The sequence below is a fragment of the Sulfitobacter sp. F26204 genome (genome assembly GCF_026410305.1).
GTDB lineage: Bacteria > Pseudomonadota > Alphaproteobacteria > Rhodobacterales > Rhodobacteraceae > Sulfitobacter.
Genome location: NZ_JAPMLQ010000007.1, coordinates 163,771 through 186,328, shown reverse-complemented (window position 1 = coordinate 186,328; position 22,558 = coordinate 163,771). Strand labels below are relative to the sequence as shown.

Below are 22,558 nucleotides of genomic sequence, written 5' to 3'. Positions count from 1 at the left end.
CGTTTCACGCCTGACGCTATCGTCCTAATCCTTCGACAAAACCCTGCGCAGCGACGGAGGGATCAACCTCTCCCGCTGCAACCTGATCGCTTAACTGGGCCAATGCCGCGCGCGCCTCCGGTCCCTGCAACTGCGCCAGCAACCGCTGTTTGACGTCTTCTTCAAACCAATATCGCGCCTGCGTTGCCCGCGCCTGATCCCAGAACCCGTTTTCCCGACGCCAGGCCACCAGTGCTTTCATGCTGTCCCAGGCCTGCGCCAAACCATCCTCTTGCAAGGCTGAGACAGCCATTGCACAGGGGTAACCGTCAGGATCTTGCGGACGCTTTCGCAACAATTTCAACGCCCCGGCATAATCGGCCTGTGTGCGCCGCGCCGCAGGTTTCAGATCACCATCCGCCTTGTTCACCAGTATGATATCCGCCATTTCCATGATACCGCGTTTCACACCCTGCAGTTCGTCGCCGCCTGCGGGTGCCAGCAAAAGCAGGAATAAATCGGACATTTCCGCAACAACCGTTTCTGACTGCCCGACACCGACGGTTTCGATCAATACAACATCAAACTCAGCGGCTTCGCACAGGCGCACGGCCTCGCGGGTCCTTCGCGCCACTCCTCCCAGATGCGTCTGGCTCGGCGAGGGCCGAATAAAGGCCGCCGGCTCGCGGCTGAGCAAATCCATGCGTGTCTTGTCCCCCAGAATTGAACCTCCTGACCGCGACGAAGACGGATCAACCGCAAGTACCGCAACCCGCAGCCCCTGGCCAATCAACATCATGCCAAAGCTTTCGATAAATGTAGATTTTCCGACACCGGGAGTACCGGAAAGACCGATGCGCAAGGCTTGGCGGTCCTGCGGCAAAGCAGCCAAAAGCGCCCCGGCTTGAACCCGGTGATCGCCACGGCCTGATTCAATCAAAGTGATGGCGCGCGCCAGGGCACGCCGTTCACCTGCGCTGACACGCTTTGCTAAATCTGAAATATCCATAAGGCATCTTTTGCGGGAGGTGGCGGAATTGTCCATCCCCTCCTGCAGGCTGTCTTGGGTCTTGGCCTTGGCGGTGGATTCGCCGATAACGGGTCTATGTCAGTCACCTTGCCCATCGATGTCGTCTTGCCGCAGGTGATCCAAGCTTTGCGTCACCATCACCGCGCCGTGCTGCAAGCGCCACCAGGTGCCGGTAAAACCACCCGCGTACCATTGGCAATTCTCGACGCCGGATTGACAAAGGGGCGTATCCTGATGCTGGAACCGCGCCGCCTTGCTGCGCGCGCTGCGGCAGAGCGTATGGCGCAGACTCTGGGCGAAAAGGTGGGCGAAACCGTAGGCTACCGAGTGCGGGGAGCCTCTGCAATCAGCAAGGGAACACGAATAGAAGTTGTCACCGAAGGCATCCTGACACGCATGTTGCAAGATGCACCGGATTTGCCGGATGTCGGGGCTGTGATTTTTGATGAATTTCATGAACGCTCCCTGAATGCCGATCTGGGCCTCGCTTTATGTCTGGAAGTTGCAGAAGCATTGCGGGACGATCTGATGCTGGTGGTAATGTCGGCAACTCTGGACGCCGCCCCGGTCGGGGAATTGATTCAGGCTCCTGTGGTGACCTCTGAAGGGCGCAGTTTTGAGGTGGAATCCAGATGGCTTGACCGCCCGATCGGTAGCCAAATGCTTGAACAGGCGACGGCCAACCTCGTTCTTGACGCACTGGCAGAGAGCCCTGGTTCCGTTCTGGTTTTTCTACCGGGGGAGGCAGAGATCCGACGCGTTGAAAGACTGTTAAAGTCCGACCTGCCCGAGGGTTGCAAACTGGCCCCTTTGTTTGGCGCAATGTCGTTCAAGGCGCAAAGGGAAGCCATCGCGCCGGTTGCCAAAGGGCGCAAGGTGGTGCTGGCCACCTCTATCGCGGAAACGTCATTGACCATCGAGGACATCCGGATTGTCGTCGACGCAGGGCGTGCCCGTCGCGCGCGCTTTGATCCGGCATCCAGCATGTCCCGGCTGGTTACCGAAAAGGTTTCCAAAGCCGAAGCCACCCAGCGCGCCGGGCGCGCTGGGCGCATGTCTACGGGAGTGGCTTACAAACTTTGGACAAAAGGCGAAGAAGGCGCCTTGGCCGCCTTTGCACCCGCCGAGATCGAGATCGGGGATTTATGCAGCTTTGCCTTGGAACTGGCGGTCTGGGGTGCCAGGGCATCAGATCTGAATTTCGTGACACCTCCCCATGAAGGACGACTGACCGAGGCCCAGGCCGTGTTGCAGATGCTGGGCGCGCTCGATTCCGAAGGACGGATTACACCGCACGGCCGAACCCTGGCGCGCATACCCCTGCATCCCCGTCTTGCCCATATGGTCGATCGCGGCGGACCGCGTGCGCCACTCCTTGCTGCCCTGATTGCCGAACGCGACCCCTTGCGCGGAGGCGGCATCGATCTGTCACTGCGCATGGAGGTCCTTGAAGGCAAACAAACACGAGCGGCAGCCGACCACGCCGCGATTGCCCGCATTCGCCAGGAAGCAAAACGACTGATCCGAGGAAAAAACACCACGGGGCCGAACAGCATCGGTCCGCTCGCCGCCCTTGCCTATCCCGACAGAATTGGCCTGCGCCGCAAGGGCGAGGCTCCACGTTTCGTGCTTTCGAGCGGCAAAGGCGCGATGATGACTGACACTGATGGCATGGCGACAGAACGTCTGATCGTGGCCACCGACCTTGACGGCGATCCGCGAGAGGCCAGGATTCGCCAGGCGGCACGGCTGTCAGAAGCTGAGTTGCGTATGCTTTTTGCCGATCAGATCGGTTGGCATGACCTGTGTATCTGGTCCCGCCGCGAAGGGCGCGTTTTAGCCCGCCGTCAGGAACGTTTCGCCAGCCTGGTTCTGGATGACCGCAACTGGGCCGATGCGCCGACGCAGGAAGTTGCCCGCGCGATGTTGGAGGGCGTGCGGCAATTGGGGCTAAATCCGGCCCCTGCCGCCGCGCGATTTCTGGCGCGTGCGCGCCTGATCGGCGAAGATTTTCCTGACTTTCGCGAGGCGGCCTTGATGGACAGTCTGGAAGACTGGTTGCTGCCCCATCTGGACGGCATCAAGACAGGTGCCCAGTGGAAAACATATGATCTATTGCCAGCCCTGCGCGCACGGCTGGATTGGGACCAACTACAGATACTGGACAAGGCAGCGCCAGCGAATTTCGAAACCCCGTTGGGGCGCCGGGTGCCGATCGACTATGAGGGTGATGTCCCGGAAATTGCCCTGCGCCTGCAGGAATTGTTCGGCGTGACCCATCATCCACAGGTGGCGGGTCAACCACTCAAGATCACGCTGTTGTCCCCCGGACAACGCCCGGTACAAGTGACAATGGATTTGCCGGGCTTCTGGCAGAATTCCTATGCCGATGTCCGCAAGGACATGCGCGGACGCTACCCGCGCCACCCCTGGCCAGAGGATCCGACGCAAGCCGACCCCACCCTGCGCGCCAAGCGACGTGGCAGCTGATCTGATCGCGCAGCAATGTTGAAAGGTCATTGTCTTGGGGCTCTGCCCCAAACCCCGCGGTATTTCCGGCCAAAAAGAAAGAGGGGCAATACCTGGTTATCCAGCTGCACCGTCCATCAATTACCGGCGTGAGATGCCCCGCCGAGACCTGTTGAAAGGCCTATCCAGCGGTGCGGTTTCAATCCGGGTGTCAGTTGACCCTGACCCAGGTGTTCAAAATTGGAAAATGCAGCATTTCGGCGGCAGGAGGTTTTCAAGGCCGGGGCACGGAGCGTGGGAATCGCGGTCGGCGACACTGCATTTGCCGTTTTCCTGAGCGCATGTCTTGCGCAGCGCAGAGCCGATGCGTCGGGTTATTAGGTGGCATCACACGCAATGCATGTGCGCCGAGCGATGACCACATCGGCGAAAAAAGCGGTCCGTTTCTTTGCAGGGCTGCGCAGAAACGACAGTCACATCCTTTTGTTCGGACCGAATCCCTGCTCATAGAACCGGTACCAGTTTCTGCCCATGATCCCGTCGATTTCGTCACCTGCCATCCCCGTGGCAATCAACCCGCTGCGGATATTGCCGAAGTCACGGTTGTCGTTGAACCAAACCGGCATCCGCGGAAAGCCCGCCTGACCGGCAGAGCCCTCGCCATAGTCAATATCTTTGGTCCAGCGGCCCACACGCATCCATTCGACAATGCTGTCCGGTTGATCCTGGCAAAGGTCGGTGCCGATGCCGAGATTTTCAGCGCCATAGCGCGCGGCGGCCTCGGCAATCATGGCGCAGAAACCTTCGAGGCTGCACTCGGAACCATCTGCCAGGTGGTGGGGATAGACCGAAAAGCCGAGCATACCGCCTGTGGCGGTCAGCGCCTTGAGCACGCGATCGGATTTGTTGCGCAGAGCGGCGTGCCACCAATGCGGATTGGCATGAGTGATGGCGATGGGTCGGGTGGAGTGATCGATGGCCTCCAGGGTCGAGCGTTCGCCGGAGTGGCTCATGTCGATGACCATGCCGACACGATTCATTTCCGCCACCACGGCGCGCCCCATTCGGGTCAGTCCTGTATCGTCTTCTTCGTAACAGCCCGAGGCAAGCAGACTTTGATTGTTATAGGTCAATTGCATGAAACGGATGCCGAGCTGGTGACAGATCTCTACCAGTCCGATGTCATCTTCAATGGGGCTGGGATTCTGGAACCCAAAGAAAATGGCGGTGCGATCGCTTTCCTGTGCAAGGATGATATCCGCGGCGGTTGTCCCCTTGAATATCAGATCGGGGTGATCCTCGAACCAGCGGTTCCAACGTTCCAGGTTCAGCACCATTTCACGGAAACTCTCGTGGTAGGCGATGGTGACATGCACCGCGTCCACGCCGCCTGCCCGCATCTGTTCAAAAATGCGCGGCGAGAAATTAGCGTATTGTAGATTGTCGACCAAGGGTGTTTTCATGATTGCAGGATGGACCGGAAGCGTCAAACGCTCAATCACTAAAGCGACGTCGCGCAGCAGAACCGCGCCCCGCCAATTTGCGATGCACCTTGCGCCTGTTTAAATGGGTTTGGCATCATGATGGAGACCGGCCCCGTGCAACACCCCAAAACAATCGAATATTTCTATTCCGCGCATTCCGCTTTCGCCTATCTGGGGGCCTGGGAATTGCAACGGATTGCAGACGCGGCCGGAGCCGAGATCATCCACCGCCCCTTTGATTTTGCCCCTGTGATGGCGGCAGCAGGGGGCCAGAATATCCAGAAGCGCAGCCGCAGCCACATTCATTACTTCTTTGGCCGCGAGATCCGGCGCTGGTCGGAACTACGAAACTTACCCCTGTTGCGGCATCGCCCGACATACCACGACCACCCTCTTGCGCTGGCCAATGGCGCGATCATAGCAGCGGGGGCGGATGCGGGCAGGATGAGTCGCGCCATATTGCAAGCTCATTGGCGCGATGATGCCGACTTCGCGGATCCTGAAACGCTACGCTGTCTGGCTGATACCCTGGGACTGGACGGCGACAATCTGATACATGCGGCCGGATCCGCGACCATTCAGGCCCAGCACCGTGCCAATACGGAAGAGGCGATTGCACGATCGGTCTTTGGCTCTCCGACCTATTTTGTAGAGGGGGACATGTTTTATGGTCAGGACCGCCTGTTTATGGTCGAACGGGCATTGCAGACGCCATTCGGCCGGTAACGGCAACACGCGCAGCCTTACGCTGGCCAAAGCGCTGGGTTAGACAATTATCATCGGCGATTCAGAATCGGGAGTTCAAATGGGCAATTCGCAACACCAAAGCTATGATGTCGTCATCGTTGGCGGTGCAATCTACGGTTCCTCGGTGGCATGGTGGCTGACGCAAATGCCCGGATTTCAAGGCCGTATTCTGGTTGTCGAGCGCGACCCATCCTATACCAACGCATCGACCAGCCACACAAATTCCTGCATCCGACAGCAGTTTTCCAACCCGTTGAATATACAGATTTCACGCTTTGGTGCCGAGTTCATAAAGAACTTTCGCACCTTTATGGGTGGGGGGGGCGACGTGCCTGAACTGGCAACGCACAACTTCGGGTATATGTATCTGGCTGACACGGCGGAATTCGCACACACATTACGGGAAAGCCAGTTGATCCAGACGGCACAGGGTGCACATACGCGCCACCTGAGCCGCGACGAAATTGCCGCCGCCTATCCCTTTTATCAACTGGATGATATTCTGGCTGCCAACCATAATCTGGTGGACGAAGGTTATTTCGACGGCGGAACCATGTTTGATTGGTTCAAGCGCATGGCTCAGCGCAATGGCGTGGAATACATCCACGATGAGGTTATCAGCATGACCTTGAATGCCGCGGGCACCGAGGTAACCCACGTAACATTGAAATCCGGCGATACCATCGGATGTGGCACGGTGGTCAATGCTTCGGGCCCGCGCGCCGTTGCGACAGCAGGGATGGCGGGGATCGACCTTCCCGTGCGTCCGCGCAAACGCTACACATATATTTTTGATGCAGCACAGCCGCTTGATCGCGATTTACCGCTGACGATTGATCCTTCTGGTGTCCACATGCGAACCGAAGGGCGGTACTACATGGCCGGCGGCCCACCGGATGATGACCCCGATGTGGACTTTGACGATTTCGGATTTGATCACAGTCTTTGGGAATCCAAGTTCTGGCCAGCGATTGCCAACCGCGTGCCCGCCTTTGAACAGATCAAGGTGATCAACGAATGGGTCGGTCATTATGCCTATAACACGCTGGATCAGAACGCGGTGATCGGACACCATCACATTGTAGCAAATTTCATCTTTGCCAACGGGTTTTCAGGACATGGCTTGCAGCAATCCCCAGCGATGGGGCGTGGCATCGCAGAATTGATCGCTTACGGCGAATACCGAAGTCTGGATCTTGCGCCGTTTGGCTATGACAGGATCGCAAACCAACAGACATTTTTGGAAAAAGCGGTCATCTGAAACCGCCAGACAGGAGGAAATACGATGAAATTCAAGAAACTGGTACTGACGGGCGCAGCTGGGCGGCTTGGATCCTATCTGCGTGAACCGCTGAGCAAGATGTGTGATGAACTGGTCAGCACCGACATTGTTGACGACATCGGCACGCTTTATCCCGGTGAGCATTTCGTACAGGCGGATATTGCAAAATATGATGAGGTTTATCCGTTGCTGGAAGGGGCGGATATGGTTGTCCATTTCGGCGCAATTGTGGATGAACGCCCATTCGAAGCAATGCTGGGGCCAAATTTTATCGGCAGCTACAACATCTGGGAAGCAGGCCATCAGCAAGGCGTGCGTCGTGTTGTCTATGCCTCGTCGATCCATGCCGTGGGGATGTATCCCAAGACCGAATTCATCAATACCGAAATGCCGCATCGTCCCGACACATTTTATGGTCTGTCCAAGTGTTTCACCGAAGATCTGGGTCGGATGTACTGGGAAAAGAGACAGATGGAATCTGTGCATCTGCGCATCCTGTCCGCCGCGCAGGTGACCAACCCCAGGGCGCTGGGATCCTGGCTGTCATATGACGATCTGATCCAGCTTGTAACCCGTGCCGTCGATACCCCTGTGGTCGGTTTTACTATCGCATATGGTGTATCAAACAATGATCGCGCACCGGTCGACAATGCCTCTGCCTCCTTTCTGGGTTATCGCCCGAAAGACAATGCCGAAGAATACGCCGAAACCATTCTGGCAGAAGCAGAAGTCGCAGACCCTATGGATATTGGCACGATGAGACACGGCGGTCCGTTTGCGTCAATACCACTGGGGCAGAGTGCGGTTGGCAATATGGGTATCATTGACGATCGCAAGAAAACCTGACCTGCCAAACCTGCCGATGTCACAGTGTTTTGGGCAAAAAATCCGGGCGGGTTTGACCCTTTCCCATGCTGCTGGAACCAGGGGCGCGCATTGTTCAAATGCACGCCCCTCTTTTCAATACCTTAGCCAATAATGCTGTTTAACGTCGTCGAGGGACGCATGACTGCTGCGGTTTTCGCCGCATCCGTGCGGTAATAGCCACCCAGGTCAACCGCAGGCCCTTGCACGGCGGCCAATTCCGAAAGGATCGCTGCCTCGTTGGCAACAAGCGCTTCGGCGACAGGGGCGAAATGCGCAGCCAGGTCGCTATCCTCGGATTGTGCCGCCATTGCCTCGGCCCAGTAGCGGGCAAACCAATAGTGGCTGTCACGATTGTCCGGCTCACCTACCTTGCGCGAGGGTGACCGTCCGTTGTCGAGGATCCCTTGGGTCGCAACATCAACCGCCTGCCCCAAAATCCGCGCCTTTTCGTTGTTCTTGGTATCGGCAAGAAACGTCAGGCTTTCACCAAGCGCACAGAATTCGCCCAGACTGTCCCAGCGCAGGTGGTTTTCCTCGTTTAGTTGTTGGACGTGTTTGGGCGCAGAACCGCCCGCGCCGGTTTCGAACAATCCACCGCCATTCATCAGTTTCACAATCGACAGCATCTTGGCGGAGGTGGCCAACTCAAGGATCGGGAACAGATCGGTCAGGTAATCGCGCAGCACGTTGCCGGTGATGGCAATTGTGTTATTGCCCTTTGTGATGGTTTCAAGGGAGGCACGGGTGGCCTCACGTGGGGCCATTATTTCGAATTTATCCGCAACACCTTTGGCCTCAAGGATCGGCTTTACATAGGCGATCAGTTCCGCATCATGGGTGCGATCCGCGTCCAGCCAAAAGATTGCGCGGCAACCCTCGGCCTTTTGACGATCAACCGCAAGGTTCACCCAGTCTTCGATCGGGGCTTTGCGGGCAGAAGCAGACCGCCAGATGTCGCCCGCTTCAACCTTGTGCTCGTGCAGCACGGTGCCATCATCGAGGATCATCTTGACGGTGCCTGCGGCAGGAATCTCGAATGTGGTGGGATGAGAACCGTATTCTTCGGCCTTTTGCGCCATCAACCCGACGTTTTGAACGGTTCCTGCGGTGGCGGGATTCAGCTTGCCGTTTTCTTTGAAGAACTTGATCGTTTCATCATACACCGGCGCATAGGAATTGTCGGGGATCACGCAATTGGTATCGGATTCCTTGCCATCCGGCCCCCAACCCTTGCCGCCAGCGCGGATCAGTGCTGGCATCGACGCATCGATGATGACATCGGATGAGACATGCAGGTTGGTGATACCCTTATCGCTGTCAACCATATACATTGGCGGGCGGGCCGCCATGCAGGCCTCAATATCGGCCATGATTTCGGCGTTGCCTTCGACCCGCGCCAGCAAATCACCAAGTCCGGAATTCGGGTTTACGCCAAGGTCGGCCATCGCCGGCCCGTGCTTTTCAAACACCGGTGCAAGAAAGGCCTTGACCGCGTGGCCAAAGATGATCGGGTCGGAAACCTTCATCATCGTCGCCTTCATGTGCAGTGAGAACAACGTGCCGTCGGCTTTGGTTTTCTCGATCTCGTCAGCAAGAAAGGTTTGCAGAGCGGCGGCAGACATGAAAGTCGCATCAACCACAGTGCCCGCTGGGTAAGTGACAGCCTCTTTCAAGACAGTCTCACCAGCGCTTGTTTCCAACACGATTTTCGCAGTGGTGTCTTTCTCCAGCGTCGTCGAGACCTCGTTTGAAAAGAAATCGCCCCCCGACATGGATGAGACCTGTGTCTTGCTTTGCGCTGTCCACTCTCCCATACGGTGCGGGTTCTTCTGGGCAAAGCTTTTCACCGCTTTGGCCGCGCGACGGTCCGAGTTGCCCTCCCGCAGGACCGGATTCACCGCCGACCCCTTCAGCCCGTCATACTTGGCGCGGATCTTTTTTTCGGCATCGCTCTCAGGTGCCTCGGGATAATCCGGCACTGCAAAACCCTGAGACTGCAGTTCCTTAATCGCGCCAACAAGTTGCGGCACAGAGGCAGAGATATTCGGCAGCTTGATCACGTTGGCATCCGGAGTTTTAACGAGTCTGCCCAACTCGGCGAGATCGTCTGACTGTTGTTGATCCGCGCTCAAATGCTCTGGAAAAGCAGCAAGAATACGACCGGCCAAACTAATGTCCTTGGTGCCAACAGAGACCCCCGCGGCGGCTGCAAATTTCTGAATGATCGGAAGGAAAGAAGCTGATGCCAACTCCGGCGCCTCGTCCACTTTGGTGTAGATAATGTCGGACATGGGAATCTCCTGAATGACTGGTTTGCCGTCTCTTACCCCATGTACCCGCATTCGCCAACTGTATACCAGTGTATACAGTCAAGAAATGTAAAGAACCCGCTTCTGACAGAGACAGCCTTTCCGGGCCAAATCAACGGCAGGGCTGTTTGAACTTTCATAAAAGTGCAGAATTGCCGTTGGCATGTTGATGTGCCTCCTGCTGCTCCCTCATTCAGAACGAGAGTTTGCGGGTTGGGGTCTCATTTTCTTCGCGGTCGGTTTGGGCAAGCGCGCTGAACGGTCTTGGGATCGACACGGTGCCGGAACGTCCACAGGACGGAATCGTGGCGGCAGTAGACAGCCTGTCCGCGGTAGCATCTTGTCGAGTGGTGAACATCGGCAATTCCGACAAGGTCAAGCTGTTGAACTTCATAGAAACCATCGAGAATTTGCCCGGGAAAAAAGCCATCCGCAACCAACTGCCGATGCAAATGGGTGATTTTCCGGCGACGAGTGTGAACGCAACGCCCTTGCAAAGCCTGACGAGATAGCGTTCACAAACGGATGTCCGCGATGGTATTGCACGATTTGTCGATTGGTACCGTGATTATTACAATGTCTGAGGTCACTATGCATTCTTTCTGCCTTGATACGTCGAAGCTCGCTGTGATTGGTCTTGGGTATGTTGGATTGCCGCTGGCTGTAGAATTCGGCAAACATCGTCCTGTTGTCGGGTTTGACATCAACATCAACCGTATCTCGGCGTTGAAGGCCGGGCATGACTCGACGCTTGAAGTGGATGATGACGAACTTGCAAGCGCCGCAAATCTGAGTTTTTCGAATGCGCCTGAGGACATCGCCAATTGCAACGTCTACATCGTCACGGTCCCTACCCCGATTGACACCCACAAGCGCCCAGACCTCACGCCATTGATCATGGCATCCGAAACCATCGGCAAAGTGCTAAAGCGCGGTGATATCGTGATCTATGAATCGACGGTCTATCCCGGTGCCACCGAAGAGGATTGCGTGCCGGTGCTCGAAGCCGTGTCGGGCCTGCGGTTCAACGAGGATTTCTTTGCTGGCTACAGCCCGGAGCGGATCAACCCCGGCGACAAGGCCCATCGTTTGACGACAATTACCAAGGTGACATCGGGATCGACCCCAGAAGTTGCGGAATTCGTAAACGGACTTTATGCATCTATCGTCACGGCCGGCACGCACAAGGCCCCGTCTATCCGCGTGGCCGAGGCAGCCAAGGTCATCGAGAACACCCAGCGTGACCTGAACATCGCGCTGATTAACGAGCTTGCCGTGATTTTCAACCGTATGGGCATCGACACCGAGGCGGTGCTCGAGGCTGCAGGAACCAAGTGGAACTTCCTGCCGTTCCGTCCCGGCCTTGTCGGGGGGCACTGCATCGGGGTCGATCCCTACTATCTGACGCACAAGGCCGAAGCGATTGGCTATCACCCCCAGATCATCCTGGCCGGGCGGCGTTTGAACGACGGGATGGGTGCCTATGTGGCGGCACAACTGGTCAAGGCACTACTGAAAAAGCGCATTCATGTTCAAGGTGCGCGCGTGCTCATGATGGGTTTGACTTTCAAGGAAAATTGTCCTGATTTGCGTAATACCCGCGTAATCAATGTCATTACCGAATTGCAGGACTATGGCATCGAAGTGGATGTGTTCGATCCTTGGGTCGATGTCGCCGAAGCTGAGTACGAATACGGCATTACCCCGATTAGTCAGCCCGACGCCAACGCCTATGACGGGATCGTCCTGGCGGTTGCCCACCAAGAATTTTCAGAGATGGGGATGGCCGGCATGCGAAGCCTCGGACGCAAAGACCACGTACTCTATGACCTGAAATATGTCCTCCCCGTCGATCAAAGCGATCTGCGGCTGTAATGGGGAGATCCCAAATGAAACGATTGTCCTTGCCTACGCAGCTGTTATGTCGCGCCCCGGCACATAGGTGCAATCCGGTAAAACAGTAATGACCTCATTGCCGCGCTGGACCCCAACGGTTCGGTCACGATCATCGGCAGCCATTATCCCGATACCGGTCTCTTTAGAAAACTCAACGCTGTGATTTGCCCTTAAACCAAACTCCGACCTTTGCGCCGCATTGACCCTGCCCCCTGAAATCAGGCCACCCAGGTGTTAGTAATCCGTCCAAGAAAAGGATGGACCATGAAACGCAGATTTTCAGACGAACAGATCATTGGCATGATCAAGGAGTACGAGGCAGGCGTGAAAGCGCAGGAGCTTTGTCGCCGCTACGGCACCAGTGATGCAACCTTCTACAAATACAAGGCAAGGTTTGGCGGCATGAACGTGTCGGATGCCAAGAAGCTGAGGGCGCTGGAAGACGAGAACAACAGGCTGAAGCGTATGTTGGCGGATGCGATGCTGGATAATGCTGCCCTGAAGGATCTCGCGACAAAAAACTACTGACGCCTGATGTGAAGCGACGAGCCGTGCGCGATGTGATGGATCGGCACGGCTTGTCCGAGCGTCGGGCGTGCGAATTGGCTGATCTGCATAGGTCGGTCTTTCAGTATCAAAAGCAAGATCAGGGTGACGACGCCCTGCGCAAGAGGTTGCGCGAACTGGCGAATGAACGTCGTCGGTTCGGCTATCGTCGTTTGGGCATCTTGCTGGCCAGGGAAGGGTTTAAGGTGAACCACAAGAAGCTGTTCAAGCTCTATCGCGAGGAAGGGCTGGCGGTGCGCCGCAGGCGGTCACGCAAGCGGGCTTTGGGCACACGTCGCCCCATTCTGGTGCCGGATCGCGCCAACCAGCGTTGGTCGTTGGATTTTGTCTCCGACGCCTTCGAAGATGGGCAGCGGTTCCGTGTGTTATGCATTGTAGATGACTGCACCCGTGAGGCGTTGGCAACTGTCGTGGATCGTTCTTTGTCCGGCGCGAGGCTGACGCGTGAATTGGACGATCTGATCCTGCGTCGCGGTCAGCCCGATATGATTGTCAGTGATAATGGAACAGAAATGACGTCTCATGCTGTGCTGAGATGGTGCCAGGATACCGGAGTTGGCTGGCATTACATCGCGCCGGGGAAACCGATGCAGAATGCTTTTGTCGAGTCATTCAACGGCAGGCTGCGGGACGAATGTCTGAATGAGCACATATTCGGCAACCTCGCCGAGGCTCGAAAGATCATCGAAAGCTGGAGGATCGATTACAACATCCAGCGACCACACACATCACTTGGCGGGCTGGCCCCAGCCGTTTATGCCAATCTCAACCGTGCCACCCGGCCTGCTTCGCTTGAGCTATGCAAAAGCTCCGCTCAGCAGGCCTTGACCGCAACATAATCACGAGAAAGAAACAGGAACGGATTCTCTATCCATACGGCCCGGTTCAGGGGGCTGGGTCAGCACGTCATCTATGTTGAGGAGCTGCACGTGCACGGTCTCCATGCGGCGTTCGTGGCCAACACACGTGCTTCCGATTGAGCATTTCTGCTTTAGCAATTGCCTACTGACATCCGCATACCAATGCTTTCGCTCATTCGCGAAGAACCACGACAACCCATTGTTTTAACTTGAAATCCCTTCCACATCGCGGCCACCACAGGGGAAAACAGCTCCTGAGTTTCGCCCCCCCATGCCCGATACCAACGGCAATTTCGCTCCTCCGCCCGAAAAGCTCACCACCGATGAGCGACTGGCGGAACTTTCCCGGATCCTCGCTGCAGCCGTGGACCGCGCCAACCCACCAAAAATTAACGAGAATTATTCGCACGACGGAGACAGTTCGCTGGACATCCTCGCCCTTGTTCGTCGTCGTCGTCACCAGTTGCGAACCCGAGTTGGAGAGGACGAATGACAAAAACCAGAATGAAATCAGTAGGAAAGAGAACGGGCCTTGGCCCTGCGCAGGACCACGCTGTCCTGGCGGACCTGGTCGCGCTCAAGGCGATGACCGTGCCGGAGCTTCGCGAGAAATGGGCGGCGATCTTTGACGCGCCCGCGCCGAACACCAGCCGCCAGAACCTCGAACTGCGGCTTGGCTAAACAAGCCAAGGAATCCATCTCGTTTGCCAAGCTGACACTGGGGCAAATCGCGGCGGGTCTTGGCGTCCCCACATGGGTGGTGGATGGTGACTTGTCTCAGGCCAACTATTCGTCTCTGCGGGCTGCTCTGCTGCCCTTCAGGGCCAAGGTGGAACAGTATGTCTATCACACGCTGGTCCCCCAATTTCTCAACCCGGTTTTCCGTCGTCACATCACCGACGCCTATCTAGCAGACCGTCTGGACTTACCCGATCTGGCCCCCGCGCTGAAGGCTGAGTGGCTGCCACCGCGTCCGATGCAGGTAGACCCGGCCAAGGATATGCAGGCGGCGAAAGAGGCGCTGGCACTGGGCCTGACATCCCGCAAGCAAGCCGTGGCATCGCTGGGCTGGAATATCGCTGAGCTGGACCAAGAGATCGCAGACGACCGCGCCCGGGAAACTGAGCTGGGCCTGTCCTTCAGTGGCAAGGAGTCGTCCGATGACTGAGCGCGGCAAATACCATGACAAGTATCTGCGCCAGCTTGCAGCGGACGCCAGCGACCGGATTACCGGGCCGCGCCTGACCGTTCGCATCGACAAGGCCACCGTCGCCCGCTGCCCGGCAACTGGTGAGCTGGTGGCCCGCGATTCCGACACATTCAAGAAATTGGAGCACCGCCTTGCCCCTTGATGATCTGCACATCCGCGCCGCAACCCGGCCCAATTCCTATGACCCTGAAACGCGCACCGTCACCGCCGTGATCGCAACGGCGAACCCGGTGCAGCGCCGGGACGCCCGGGGCCCGTTCAACGAAATTCTGACCGCTGGCACGCTTGATCTGTCGGCGGTTGAAGGCTTGGCCGTCTTGGACAATCACCGCACAGCGTCCGTGCGTGACACCTTGGGCCGGGTACTGGGATGACGCCACCAAGCTGGTCACGACCGATGATGACACCGGGGCCAACCCGCCTGTCGGCATTGCCGTCACCGTCGCTGGTAACCCCAGTGGGTCCGTGAACGTCCGTCTGAACGGCTGAGACAATGGGTATGGCCACCACCTTCAACACGGACTTGGAGCGCCTTCGGGCGGCCCTTGATACCGTGGCGAAGCTGGTGGTGGCTGACCCAACTTATGCGCCACTCTTTACCCGTCTAGAAGCTGAGATCGCGCAGGAAGAGGCATTGCTGGCCGATGACGTTGTGGCCCGTGCCCGAGCCGTTGCAGCTCAGAACGCCACCCGCTGAATCAAGCCCCTCACATGGGCCAATGTTGCCCCCTTGCCGTACCGTTCCCGGTCAAGGGCGTGTCCAAACAGGTCGCGCCTTATCCGTTCATCTATGCCAACCGACAAGAGTCTGTCTTCAAAGCTATGCCGCAGCCCGTACAAAGAATGATTTGGCGTTTCCATGAGGCCATTGGCCCTCAGGAACTTGTTGACCGTGGCCGACAAACTGGCGGAGCTGGTGGCATATTTAGGGAAGCCGTTGGGGCACTCTTTGAAGGCGCCCAGCGACACCCCTACAAGCGGAATGACACGCCGCGCATTGCGGCTCTTCAACTGTCTTTCCACAGGCTCAATCGAGATATGCGGCACGTCCGCGTCCAGTCGAATTTGCGCACTGGTGAGGGACGCCGCTTCACTTGGCCGATAGCCCGTGTTGATCATGCCCAAGAGGATGCACCGCGCATCCTTGTTCAAGCCGTCCAGCGCCCCGGGCCTCAGCAACTTGTCGCGTATCCATGCCTCAGAGAATGGGGGCCGCTGTCGCGCCTCACCTTCTTTGAAACTGAGATCAGACAAGGGCAGCACCAGCCCCAGCCGTTTCATCTTGTTGACCGTCTTCAGAACGTCACCAAGGTGTATCAGGTCTTTGTTGGCGCTATTTGGCGTCAGGCCGCCCGACTCGAGCTTTTCCAACCACCAACCGCGAAAATCCAGCATGTCGTCACCAGTTATGTCTGGCAGGGCCTTGTCCCCTACGACCTCTATGAAGTTGCGAACGGCTTTCTTTCTGGGGTTTTGCCAGCGGCGCAACTGGTCTTCGCTTTTGCCGATGGTCTTATCCGCCGCCAGCCCCCAGTAAAGATCAAGCGCCTTGGTGACTGTCATCTGAGGCTCAGCGACCGCACCAAGTACCGCCGCCGCCTCACGCATATCCGGTTCACCGTCGCGGCCCCGTGCCGCCTCTACACGGGCGAGCAAGTCTTCCCGGGGCAGCTCAGCGACTTTGGCCGTGGGCAGGTATCGAAAGCCCCGCACCGCCGCCAATTCCTTGGCCGCTTCAAACCGCCGATCAGCGTCCGCCGTGTCGCCAGCCATGCGGGCTTCCCAAGCCTCGACAAGATGCTGCCACGCAATGGGGGCTTTGGCCTTGGCGATAGATTCGGAATCGGTGTGAAGGCTGACCCATACGTTCTTGCGCTCTTCTACACTCTGGTATCGGCGCGGGACACGCTTGCGCAGATGGAAGGTGTTGCCTCGCTTCATTATGGTCATGGTCAGAATCCTGTTTCGGGCCTGTGTTGCGAATTGTGTGGCAAAATGTGTAGCAAAACAAGCCCTATTCGCGGCCCTAAAAACGACAGCGCAAGCCTAAGTGATTGTTATCACTCAGAAACTCGCGCATATGTTGGTGGGTTTTCTGGCGGAGACGAAGGGATTCGAACCCTCGAGACCCTTCCGGGCCTACTCCCTTAGCAGGGGAGCGCCTTCGACCACTCGGCCACGTCTCCGTTGACCCGTTTAGCGGGGGGGTCTGGGGAGGGCAAGGGTGTTTTTGACCTGATTTTCAGGGGGGTGCCATGCGTAGACCGCCTGTGCACCCTTCCTACACCGGGAGTATGACATTTGCGGGCATGCAAAAGGGCAGAAATGCGGGTGTCCCTGCGCTGTTGCCTGGGTCAGAACGCGACCGGAGCACTGCCGCTGGTGGCCGGCCAATGCGAGGTGCAGCAGGATGGTCAGGGCGACCACCAGACGGACGGGGGCGCCGCAGAGGGCGAGCGCGCAGAGGGCTGCGAAGGTGGCCTTTGAGGCGTTTGTGGCGATTGATCTGGCCCGCTTCACACAGGCGCAGGCCCAAACCCAACATGAACGCGGAGCACCGTTGAACAACCTTGGCATTGCGCTGCTAACCCTCGGGCAGCGCGAAACAGGCACTACGCGACTCGACGAGGCCGTCACCGCCTTTCGCAACGCTTTGCTGGAATGGACCCGCGAGGCGGTGCCGTTTAATTGGGCTATGGTGCCACATTGTTTGTCAGGGCTGGAACTGGCGTTATTTGAGAAAACGACGGAAGTGCCACATCTGGACAAGGCGATGGAATACGCATTCGCGGCGCGAGAGGTCTATGATGCGGGTCAAGCATCGCATTATGTGGAGTGGATTGATGGCTACATCGCCGAAATCAAATCCCGCCGCCCTTAAGTATTAAACAAAAAGTGCAGCACGTCCCCGTCCTTCACCACATATCCCTTGCCCTCGGCGCGCATTTTGCCTGCCTCTTTCGCTGGCCCCTCGCCGCCCAGTGACACAAAATCATCAAAGGCAATTGTCTCGGCGCGGATGAAGCCCTTCTCGAAATCGCCATGGATCACGCCTGCGGCTTTCGGGGCGGAGGTGCCGGATTTGATGGTCCAGGCGCGGGCCTCTTTGGGGCCGACGGTGAAGTAGGTTTCCAGATGCAGGAGCTCGTAGCCTGCGCGGATCAGGCGGGAGAGGCCGGCTTCGGAAAGGCCCATTTCTTCGAGGAACATCTCGGCTTCTTCGTCTTCAAGCTGGCTGATTTCTTCTTCGATCTGGGCGGAGATGATGACGTGGGAATTGCCCTGTGCTGCGGCCATGTCGGCGACGGCGGCAGAGAAGGCGTTGCCTTCGGCGGCTTCCGCTTCGCCCACGTTGCAGACGTAGAGGACAGGCTTGGTGGTGAGCAGTTGCAACATGCGCCATGCTTTGGCGTCTTCCGCGTCGACCTCGACCACGCGGGCGGGTTTGCCGTCTTCGATGGCGGCCTGGGCCAAGGCCAGCAGGCGGTCCTGTTGCACGGCTTCCTTGTCGTTGCCCTTGATCTTGCGCACAAGGCCTGCGCGGCGTTTTTCGATGGATTCAAGGTCGGCCAGCATCAGTTCGGTGTCGATGGTTTCGGCGTCCGCCACGGGGTCCACGCGGCCTTCGACGTGGGTGACATCGCCGTCTTCAAAGCAGCGCAACACGTGGGCGATGGCGTCGACCTCGCGGATGTTGGCGAGGAACTGGTTGCCCAAGCCTTCGCCCTTGGAGGCGCCTTTGACGAGGCCTGCGATGTCCACAAATGTCATGCGCGTGGGGATGATGGATTTGGACGAGGCGATGGCGGCGAGTTGGTCAAGGCGGGCATCGGGCACCGCGACCTCGCCCACGTTGGGTTCGATGGTGCAGAAGGGAAAGTTCGCGGCCTGCGCGACGGCGGTGCGGGTGAGCGCGTTGAACAGGGTCGATTTGCCGACATTCGGCAGACCCACGATACCCATTTTGAAACCCATGATAGCGATCCTTCCAGCATCCGATTTTGCGTTGTCCTATGACCTGACAGGGGGCGGTGCAAGGGTTTGAGACCGCCCCGGTGGCCCTGTGCGTGGAAAATTCCCATTTTCCGTAGAGGAATTTTGCAAAATTCCGTCCCTGACAGCGCAGGTCGTACATTGATTTCCGGCGCAAGGTTCGCCATTGAACGGGAATACAAAAGCAAAGGCCCGCCTCATGACCCGTATCGATGCCAAATTCACCGACCTCAAAGCCCAAGGCAAAAAGGCTTTTGTATCCTATATCATGGCTGGCGATCCCGATATGGAAACCTCGCTTGAGATCATGCGCGGGCTGCCCGGTGCCGGTGTCGATGTGATCGAACTCGGCCTGCCCTTTACCGATCCGATGGCCGATGGCCCTACGATCCAACTTGCGGGGCAACGTGCGCTTGAAGGCGGCATGACACTGCGCAAAACGCTGGAAATGGCTGCGCGTTTCCGCAAAGAAGACGATACAACGCCGATTGTGTTGATGGGGTATTACAACCCGATCTATTCGATGGGTGTCGAAAAATTCCTCACCGCCGCCCAAGGGGCGGGCATCGACGGGCTGATCATCGTGGACCTGCCGCCAGAGGAAGACAGCGAATTGTGCCTGCCCGCCCAGGCTGCGGGGCTGAACTTTATCCGCCTCGCGACCCCCACGACTGATGATAACCGCCTGCCCCGCGTTGTGCAAAACACATCGGGTTTCGTTTATTATGTGTCGATCACCGGCATCACCGGATCGGCAGAAGCAGATGCAGGTGATGTTGCACCCGAGGTTGCGCGCATCCGCGAGGCCAGCGGATTGCCGGTGATTGTCGGTTTCGGTGTGAATACCCCTGCCAAATCTCAGGCCATCGCTGAAGTGGCTGACGGCGTGGTTGTGGGCTCTGCTATCGTTGCACGCATCGCTGCGGGTGACAGTGTGCAAGACGTTCTGGCCTTTGTAAAATCCTTGTCGGATGGTGCGCACGCAGCCTGACAAACCGGGTGTCAGTCACGGGCCGCATCCATGACCCTGCGCAAAGCGACCAGTGTCGGCAGGATTTCCGCCACCTTTTCCAGATCCATCCCGGCCATCAGGGCGCTGATCTGCGGGCCCAGTCGAGTAATCGTTTCCTCGATCAGGGCGCGGCCTTTTGGCGTCAGCCAGACTGTTTTTGATCTGCCGTCCTTGGGGTTATCGCGCAGTTCTACATAGCCTTTTGCCGCCAATCCCTTGAGCGTATGGGTCATCGAGGTCTTGGGCACTTGAAACGCACGTGCCATATCAATCGGAACGGCCCCGTCTCCGCGATTCACCAAATGGTTCAACACAGCAAAATGCGGTGCGATAAGGCCATCGGGTAGCCGCGCCTCAAGTTGAGCGCGGCTGAGTTGTTCTATGATCCCGATCTCCTTGAATACCTCAAAGAGCAGGCGGGGCGTCGCTTTAGCCATGTGTCAGTTTCGCTTCGATCGGCCAGCGCGGGGTCGGCGCTATTTTCGGACCATACCCCACTCGCCCAAGCATTTGAACCGTATGTCCCCTGGGGGCCAAAAGCGCATGGGTGGCCTGATAATGCGGTGTCATTTCAGGGTATTCCTGCAAAGCCTGGCTCACAGGGTGAAGCGAGAGTCCCAATGCCGTTGTCGTCAGATTCAGACGCAGCCATTCACGACCTGCCTTAATCTGATCCAGACGTGTATTCGTGGCCGTGGTCAGCGCAACATAGGCCGGCGTCGCATTGAGCATTCTGCGGTACATCCTGATCGCTTCTTGAAACCCGGTACTTTTTTGATCCGCCAGAGATTTACGGTTCAGAACACCAACAGCCATCAAGCTTTCCAAAAATGGGCCACCCAATGCGATACCATCCGGTGAGGCGTTGATCTCGGACTTGCCCAATCGCATCAAATCGATGCTTTCCTGCATCCTGTGTGGGGTCATTGTCTCTGTCATCCAGGCGTCGAAGGTCAGTTCTTTGAGGGCCGAGACGGTTTCTGGATCGGTGTAAACCGCCGCAATCCGGGCAAGTTGCGCGACCAGACCTGCGGGAATACTGCGATCCTCAAAAGGTTCCTTGCAAGAACGCCGGTCAAGGATCTGGGCGCTTAACGGGTCGGGGGTGCCACCCTGGCCAAAGACTGCCTGTGCAATGGCTCCTCCCTCCCCTTCGGGATAGAGGGTCAAATCTACAGTGTGGCCTGCGGCACCCGCCGCCAGCACCATCTGTTCCAGAAAACAGCCCAGCCCGATGGTGATCTGGCGATCATACGGATCCGTTTCTGGCAGGTGACGCGACGGGTCGCGATGCAAGCTCAGAGCGTCCGCACCTTCCAGACGTACCTGCCAAGGCTGCAGATTATGCGGGTTCGGCGCCAGCAAAGCAAAGCTGAGCGCATTCAGTCTCGGGTCATCATAACTGCCCGCAAGCCCCCATGGTGCGACAGCGTTATGTGGTCTGCGAGTTGCAGCAAAGCCGCCAAAGGCTGCCACAGCGGTCAGAACAGTGCCGCCGCCAATGAGGGCAAGTGTCTTGCGTCGGGAAAGGGGCATTGAAATCTCCATTTGGTACGATATTGCACTACTAAGTATAGTACGATACCGTACTATACAAGAGAGCATCTTGGAATTCGTCGTGACGCGTGTGAATGTGGCCAAAGTTACGAAAATGGAGACTGCCCATGCCTGTCATCACCAATATCGGCGATCTGAAACGCCTCTATGAACGCCGGGTGCCGCGCATGTTTTATGATTATTGCGAATCTGGCAGTTGGACAGAGCAGACGTTTCGCGAGAACACCTCCGATTTCGACAAACTGCGCCTGCGCCAGCGGGTCGCTGTGGATATGTCAGGACGTTCCACTGCAGCGCAGATGATCGGGCAGGATGTGGCAATGCCCGTCGCTCTGGCCCCCGTGGGACTGACGGGCATGCAGCATGCGGATGGAGAGATCAAAGCGGCGAAAGCGGCCAATGCTTTTGGCGTGCCTTTTACCCTGTCGACCATGTCGATCAATTCGATCGAGGATGTGGCCGAGGCGACAAATGCGCCCTTCTGGTTCCAGCTTTATACGATGCGCGACACAGACTATACGGCTCGCTTGATCCAGCGTGCAAAGGATGCAAATTGCTCTGCGCTTGTGATCACTCTGGATCTGCAAATTTTGGGGCAGAGGCACAAGGACTTGAAGAACGGTTTGTCGGCCCCGCCCAAACTGACCCCCAAAACCATTGCCAATCTCGCCACAAAATGGTCCTGGGGCATTGAAATGTTGCAAGCCAAGCGTCGCGAGTTCGGTAATATCGTCGGACATGTCGAGGGCATTTCCGATGCTTCCAGCCTCGGCGCGTGGACTGCCGAGCAGTTTGATTTGACGCTGGATTGGCAAAAGGTGTCCAAACTCAAGGAGCAATGGGGCGGCAAAGTGATTCTGAAGGGTATTCTCGATGCCGAAGATGCCAAAATGGCGCTGAAAGTCGGTGCAGATGCGATTGTTGTCTCCAACCACGGTGGGCGGCAACTGGACGGCGCGGTGAGTTCGATCACCGCCTTGCCTGCGATCCTTGACGCGGTCGGAGATCACGTTGAAGTGTTTCTGGACAGCGGGATTCGATCTGGTCAGGACGTGCTCAAAGCGCTGGCAATGGGGGCAAAAGGCACCATGATCGGCCGTGCCTTTATTTATGGTCTGGGTGCAATGGGACAGCAAGGCGTGACGAAGGCGCTTGAGGTGATTCACAAGGAACTGGACACGACGATGGCACTTTGTGGTGAAACCAATGTTGCCAACCTGGGTCGTCACAACCTGCTGATCCCCGAAGATTTCGCTGGGCGATGGCAGAAGACATGAAACTGGGATAGCCTCACCG

At 57.4% G+C, this 22,558-nt stretch carries 24 protein-coding genes and 1 tRNA gene; 17 read left to right on the top strand and 8 right to left on the bottom strand.

Annotated elements, in window-relative coordinates; translation table 11 throughout:
• Positions 1 to 16: 16 nt before the first annotated feature.
• Complete coding sequence (gene meaB, locus OS190_RS16185) at positions 17 to 988, bottom strand: methylmalonyl Co-A mutase-associated GTPase MeaB (protein WP_267159760.1); 972 nt, start codon at positions 986 to 988, stop codon at positions 17 to 19.
• A 96-nt stretch (positions 989 to 1,084) separates the two neighbouring features.
• On the opposite strand from meaB, the gene hrpB reads away from it, so the two are divergent.
• Positions 1,085 to 3,499 carry an ATP-dependent helicase HrpB gene (gene hrpB / locus OS190_RS16180; protein WP_267159759.1) on the top strand — a complete coding sequence of 805 codons (2,415 nt, stop codon included), beginning with the start codon at positions 1,085 to 1,087 and terminating at the stop codon, positions 3,497 to 3,499.
• A gap of 452 nt (positions 3,500 to 3,951) precedes the next feature.
• Here hrpB and OS190_RS16175 read toward each other — a convergent pair whose 3' ends face one another.
• Positions 3,952 to 4,941 carry a membrane dipeptidase gene (locus OS190_RS16175; protein WP_267159758.1) on the bottom strand — a complete coding sequence of 330 codons (990 nt, stop codon included), beginning with the start codon at positions 4,939 to 4,941 and terminating at the stop codon, positions 3,952 to 3,954.
• Between the two features lie 135 nt (positions 4,942 to 5,076).
• Here OS190_RS16175 and OS190_RS16170 point away from each other — a divergent pair, with 135 nt between their 5' ends.
• The 3 genes from OS190_RS16170 to OS190_RS16160 all read left to right on the top strand — a co-directional run bounded on the left by OS190_RS16170 (position 5,077) and on the right by OS190_RS16160 (position 7,837).
• Complete coding sequence (locus tag OS190_RS16170) at positions 5,077 to 5,688, top strand: 2-hydroxychromene-2-carboxylate isomerase (protein ID WP_267159757.1); 612 nt, start codon at positions 5,077 to 5,079, stop codon at positions 5,686 to 5,688.
• A 79-nt stretch (positions 5,689 to 5,767) separates the two neighbouring features.
• Positions 5,768 to 6,970, top strand: a complete 1,203-nt coding sequence (locus OS190_RS16165) for an NAD(P)/FAD-dependent oxidoreductase (protein ID WP_267159756.1) — start codon at positions 5,768 to 5,770, stop codon at positions 6,968 to 6,970.
• Positions 6,971 to 6,994: 24 nt separating this feature from the next.
• The gene (locus OS190_RS16160; protein ID WP_267159755.1) at positions 6,995 to 7,837 is read left to right on the top strand and encodes an NAD-dependent epimerase/dehydratase family protein; all 843 of its coding nucleotides are present in this window, start codon (positions 6,995 to 6,997) and stop codon (positions 7,835 to 7,837) included.
• Between the two features lie 122 nt (positions 7,838 to 7,959).
• Here OS190_RS16160 and OS190_RS16155 read toward each other — a convergent pair whose 3' ends face one another.
• Positions 7,960 to 10,149, bottom strand: coding sequence for an NADP-dependent isocitrate dehydrogenase (locus tag OS190_RS16155; protein ID WP_267159754.1), 2,190 nt, complete (start codon positions 10,147 to 10,149; stop codon positions 7,960 to 7,962).
• A 323-nt stretch (positions 10,150 to 10,472) separates the two neighbouring features.
• Here OS190_RS16155 and OS190_RS16150 point away from each other — a divergent pair, with 323 nt between their 5' ends.
• The 10 genes from OS190_RS16150 to OS190_RS16105 all read left to right on the top strand — a co-directional run bounded on the left by OS190_RS16150 (position 10,473) and on the right by OS190_RS16105 (position 15,397).
• Positions 10,473 to 10,679: a hypothetical protein gene (locus OS190_RS16150; protein WP_323370731.1), complete on the top strand. Its 207-nt coding sequence runs from the start codon at positions 10,473 to 10,475 to the stop codon at positions 10,677 to 10,679.
• Between the two features lie 64 nt (positions 10,680 to 10,743).
• Positions 10,744 to 12,042, top strand: a complete 1,299-nt coding sequence (tviB, locus tag OS190_RS16145) for a Vi polysaccharide biosynthesis UDP-N-acetylglucosamine C-6 dehydrogenase TviB (RefSeq protein ID WP_267159753.1) — start codon at positions 10,744 to 10,746, stop codon at positions 12,040 to 12,042.
• Positions 12,043 to 12,327: 285 nt separating this feature from the next.
• Positions 12,328 to 13,469 (top strand): IS3 family transposase gene (locus OS190_RS16140; protein ID WP_267159752.1). Its coding sequence is split into 2 segments (ribosomal slippage): positions 12,328 to 12,574 and positions 12,574 to 13,469, totalling 1,143 coding nucleotides; the frame shifts between segments, so codons are not numbered across the junction.
• Positions 13,470 to 13,761: 292 nt separating this feature from the next.
• Positions 13,762 to 13,983: a hypothetical protein gene (locus OS190_RS16135; RefSeq protein ID WP_267159751.1), complete on the top strand. Its 222-nt coding sequence runs from the start codon at positions 13,762 to 13,764 to the stop codon at positions 13,981 to 13,983.
• Positions 13,980 to 14,171, top strand: coding sequence for a hypothetical protein (locus OS190_RS16130; RefSeq protein ID WP_267159750.1), 192 nt, complete (start codon positions 13,980 to 13,982; stop codon positions 14,169 to 14,171). The genes OS190_RS16135 and OS190_RS16130 overlap by 4 nt, the downstream gene beginning before the upstream one ends.
• Positions 14,164 to 14,658, top strand: coding sequence for a phage portal protein (locus tag OS190_RS16125; RefSeq protein ID WP_267159749.1), 495 nt, complete (start codon positions 14,164 to 14,166; stop codon positions 14,656 to 14,658). Before OS190_RS16130 ends, OS190_RS16125 begins: the two co-directional genes overlap by 8 nt.
• The gene (locus OS190_RS16120; protein WP_267159748.1) at positions 14,651 to 14,842 is read left to right on the top strand and encodes a hypothetical protein; all 192 of its coding nucleotides are present in this window, start codon (positions 14,651 to 14,653) and stop codon (positions 14,840 to 14,842) included. Before OS190_RS16125 ends, OS190_RS16120 begins: the two co-directional genes overlap by 8 nt.
• Positions 14,832 to 15,074, top strand: a complete 243-nt coding sequence (locus OS190_RS16115) for a hypothetical protein (RefSeq protein WP_267159747.1) — start codon at positions 14,832 to 14,834, stop codon at positions 15,072 to 15,074. Before OS190_RS16120 ends, OS190_RS16115 begins: the two co-directional genes overlap by 11 nt.
• Complete coding sequence (locus tag OS190_RS16110; RefSeq protein WP_267159746.1) at positions 15,046 to 15,189, top strand: hypothetical protein; 144 nt, start codon at positions 15,046 to 15,048, stop codon at positions 15,187 to 15,189. The genes OS190_RS16115 and OS190_RS16110 overlap by 29 nt, the downstream gene beginning before the upstream one ends.
• 4 nt (positions 15,190 to 15,193) lie before the next feature.
• Positions 15,194 to 15,397, top strand: coding sequence for a hypothetical protein (locus OS190_RS16105; RefSeq protein WP_267159745.1), 204 nt, complete (start codon positions 15,194 to 15,196; stop codon positions 15,395 to 15,397).
• Here OS190_RS16105 and OS190_RS16100 read toward each other — a convergent pair.
• Together OS190_RS16100 and OS190_RS16095 are read right to left on the bottom strand one after the other, a co-directional pair.
• Positions 15,379 to 16,650: a DUF6538 domain-containing protein gene (locus OS190_RS16100; protein WP_267159744.1), complete on the bottom strand. Its 1,272-nt coding sequence runs from the start codon at positions 16,648 to 16,650 to the stop codon at positions 15,379 to 15,381. The genes OS190_RS16105 and OS190_RS16100 overlap by 19 nt on opposite strands.
• A 146-nt stretch (positions 16,651 to 16,796) precedes the next feature.
• Positions 16,797 to 16,886, bottom strand: a tRNA-Ser gene (locus OS190_RS16095).
• 290 nt (positions 16,887 to 17,176) lie between these two features.
• Here OS190_RS16095 and OS190_RS16090 point away from each other — a divergent pair.
• Positions 17,177 to 17,581: a hypothetical protein gene (locus OS190_RS16090; protein ID WP_267159743.1), complete on the top strand. Its 405-nt coding sequence runs from the start codon at positions 17,177 to 17,179 to the stop codon at positions 17,579 to 17,581.
• On the opposite strand, the gene ychF is transcribed toward OS190_RS16090, so the two are convergent.
• Positions 17,578 to 18,675, bottom strand: a complete 1,098-nt coding sequence (ychF, locus tag OS190_RS16085) for a redox-regulated ATPase YchF (RefSeq protein WP_267159742.1) — start codon at positions 18,673 to 18,675, stop codon at positions 17,578 to 17,580. The genes OS190_RS16090 and ychF overlap by 4 nt on opposite strands.
• Before the next feature lie 217 nt (positions 18,676 to 18,892).
• Between ychF and trpA the strand changes: the two genes are divergently transcribed.
• Positions 18,893 to 19,684, top strand: coding sequence for a tryptophan synthase subunit alpha (trpA, locus tag OS190_RS16080; protein ID WP_267159741.1), 792 nt, complete (start codon positions 18,893 to 18,895; stop codon positions 19,682 to 19,684).
• An 11-nt stretch (positions 19,685 to 19,695) separates the two neighbouring features.
• Here the strand turns inward: trpA and OS190_RS16075 are convergent, their stop codons facing one another.
• Together OS190_RS16075 and OS190_RS16070 are read right to left on the bottom strand one after the other, a co-directional pair.
• A complete protein-coding gene (locus tag OS190_RS16075) occupies positions 19,696 to 20,142 on the bottom strand; it encodes a MarR family winged helix-turn-helix transcriptional regulator (protein ID WP_267159740.1) in 447 nt (148 codons plus the stop codon).
• On the bottom strand, positions 20,135 to 21,241 hold the full coding sequence (locus tag OS190_RS16070; protein ID WP_267159739.1) for an Acg family FMN-binding oxidoreductase: 1,107 nt from the start codon (positions 21,239 to 21,241) through the stop codon (positions 20,135 to 20,137). Before OS190_RS16070 ends, OS190_RS16075 begins: the two co-directional genes overlap by 8 nt.
• Positions 21,242 to 21,369: 128 nt before the next feature.
• On the opposite strand from OS190_RS16070, the gene OS190_RS16065 reads away from it, so the two are divergent.
• Positions 21,370 to 22,539 (top strand): alpha-hydroxy acid oxidase, encoded by a 1,170-nt coding sequence (locus tag OS190_RS16065; RefSeq protein ID WP_267159738.1) that lies wholly within the window; start codon positions 21,370 to 21,372, stop codon positions 22,537 to 22,539.
• Positions 22,540 to 22,558 lie beyond the last annotated feature (19 nt).

Excerpts from the sequence above, each read along its gene's own strand:
- OS190_RS16070 (WP_267159739.1), bottom strand. The coding sequence starts at position 21,241 with ATGCCCCTTTCCCGACGCAAGACACTTGCCCTCATTGGCGGCGGCACT.
- hrpB (WP_267159759.1), top strand. The coding sequence starts at position 1,085 with ATGTCAGTCACCTTGCCCATCGATGTCGTCTTGCCGCAGGTGATCCAA.
- OS190_RS16160 (WP_267159755.1), top strand. The coding sequence starts at position 6,995 with ATGAAATTCAAGAAACTGGTACTGACGGGCGCAGCTGGGCGGCTTGGA.
- OS190_RS16165 (WP_267159756.1), top strand. The coding sequence starts at position 5,768 with ATGGGCAATTCGCAACACCAAAGCTATGATGTCGTCATCGTTGGCGGT.
- ychF (WP_267159742.1), bottom strand. The coding sequence starts at position 18,675 with ATGGGTTTCAAAATGGGTATCGTGGGTCTGCCGAATGTCGGCAAATCG.
- OS190_RS16105 (WP_267159745.1), top strand. The coding sequence starts at position 15,194 with ATGGGTATGGCCACCACCTTCAACACGGACTTGGAGCGCCTTCGGGCG.
- trpA (WP_267159741.1), top strand. The coding sequence starts at position 18,893 with ATGACCCGTATCGATGCCAAATTCACCGACCTCAAAGCCCAAGGCAAA.
- OS190_RS16120 (WP_267159748.1), top strand. The coding sequence starts at position 14,651 with ATGACTGAGCGCGGCAAATACCATGACAAGTATCTGCGCCAGCTTGCA.
- OS190_RS16075 (WP_267159740.1), bottom strand. The coding sequence starts at position 20,142 with ATGGCTAAAGCGACGCCCCGCCTGCTCTTTGAGGTATTCAAGGAGATC.
- OS190_RS16155 (WP_267159754.1), bottom strand. The coding sequence starts at position 10,149 with ATGTCCGACATTATCTACACCAAAGTGGACGAGGCGCCGGAGTTGGCA.
- OS190_RS16135 (WP_267159751.1), top strand. The coding sequence starts at position 13,762 with ATGCCCGATACCAACGGCAATTTCGCTCCTCCGCCCGAAAAGCTCACC.
- meaB (WP_267159760.1), bottom strand. The coding sequence starts at position 988 with ATGGATATTTCAGATTTAGCAAAGCGTGTCAGCGCAGGTGAACGGCGT.
- OS190_RS16175 (WP_267159758.1), bottom strand. The coding sequence starts at position 4,941 with ATGAAAACACCCTTGGTCGACAATCTACAATACGCTAATTTCTCGCCG.
- OS190_RS16065 (WP_267159738.1), top strand. The coding sequence starts at position 21,370 with ATGCCTGTCATCACCAATATCGGCGATCTGAAACGCCTCTATGAACGC.
- OS190_RS16130 (WP_267159750.1), top strand. The coding sequence starts at position 13,980 with ATGACAAAAACCAGAATGAAATCAGTAGGAAAGAGAACGGGCCTTGGC.
- OS190_RS16100 (WP_267159744.1), bottom strand. The coding sequence starts at position 16,650 with ATGACCATAATGAAGCGAGGCAACACCTTCCATCTGCGCAAGCGTGTC.
- tviB (WP_267159753.1), top strand. The coding sequence starts at position 10,744 with ATGTCTGAGGTCACTATGCATTCTTTCTGCCTTGATACGTCGAAGCTC.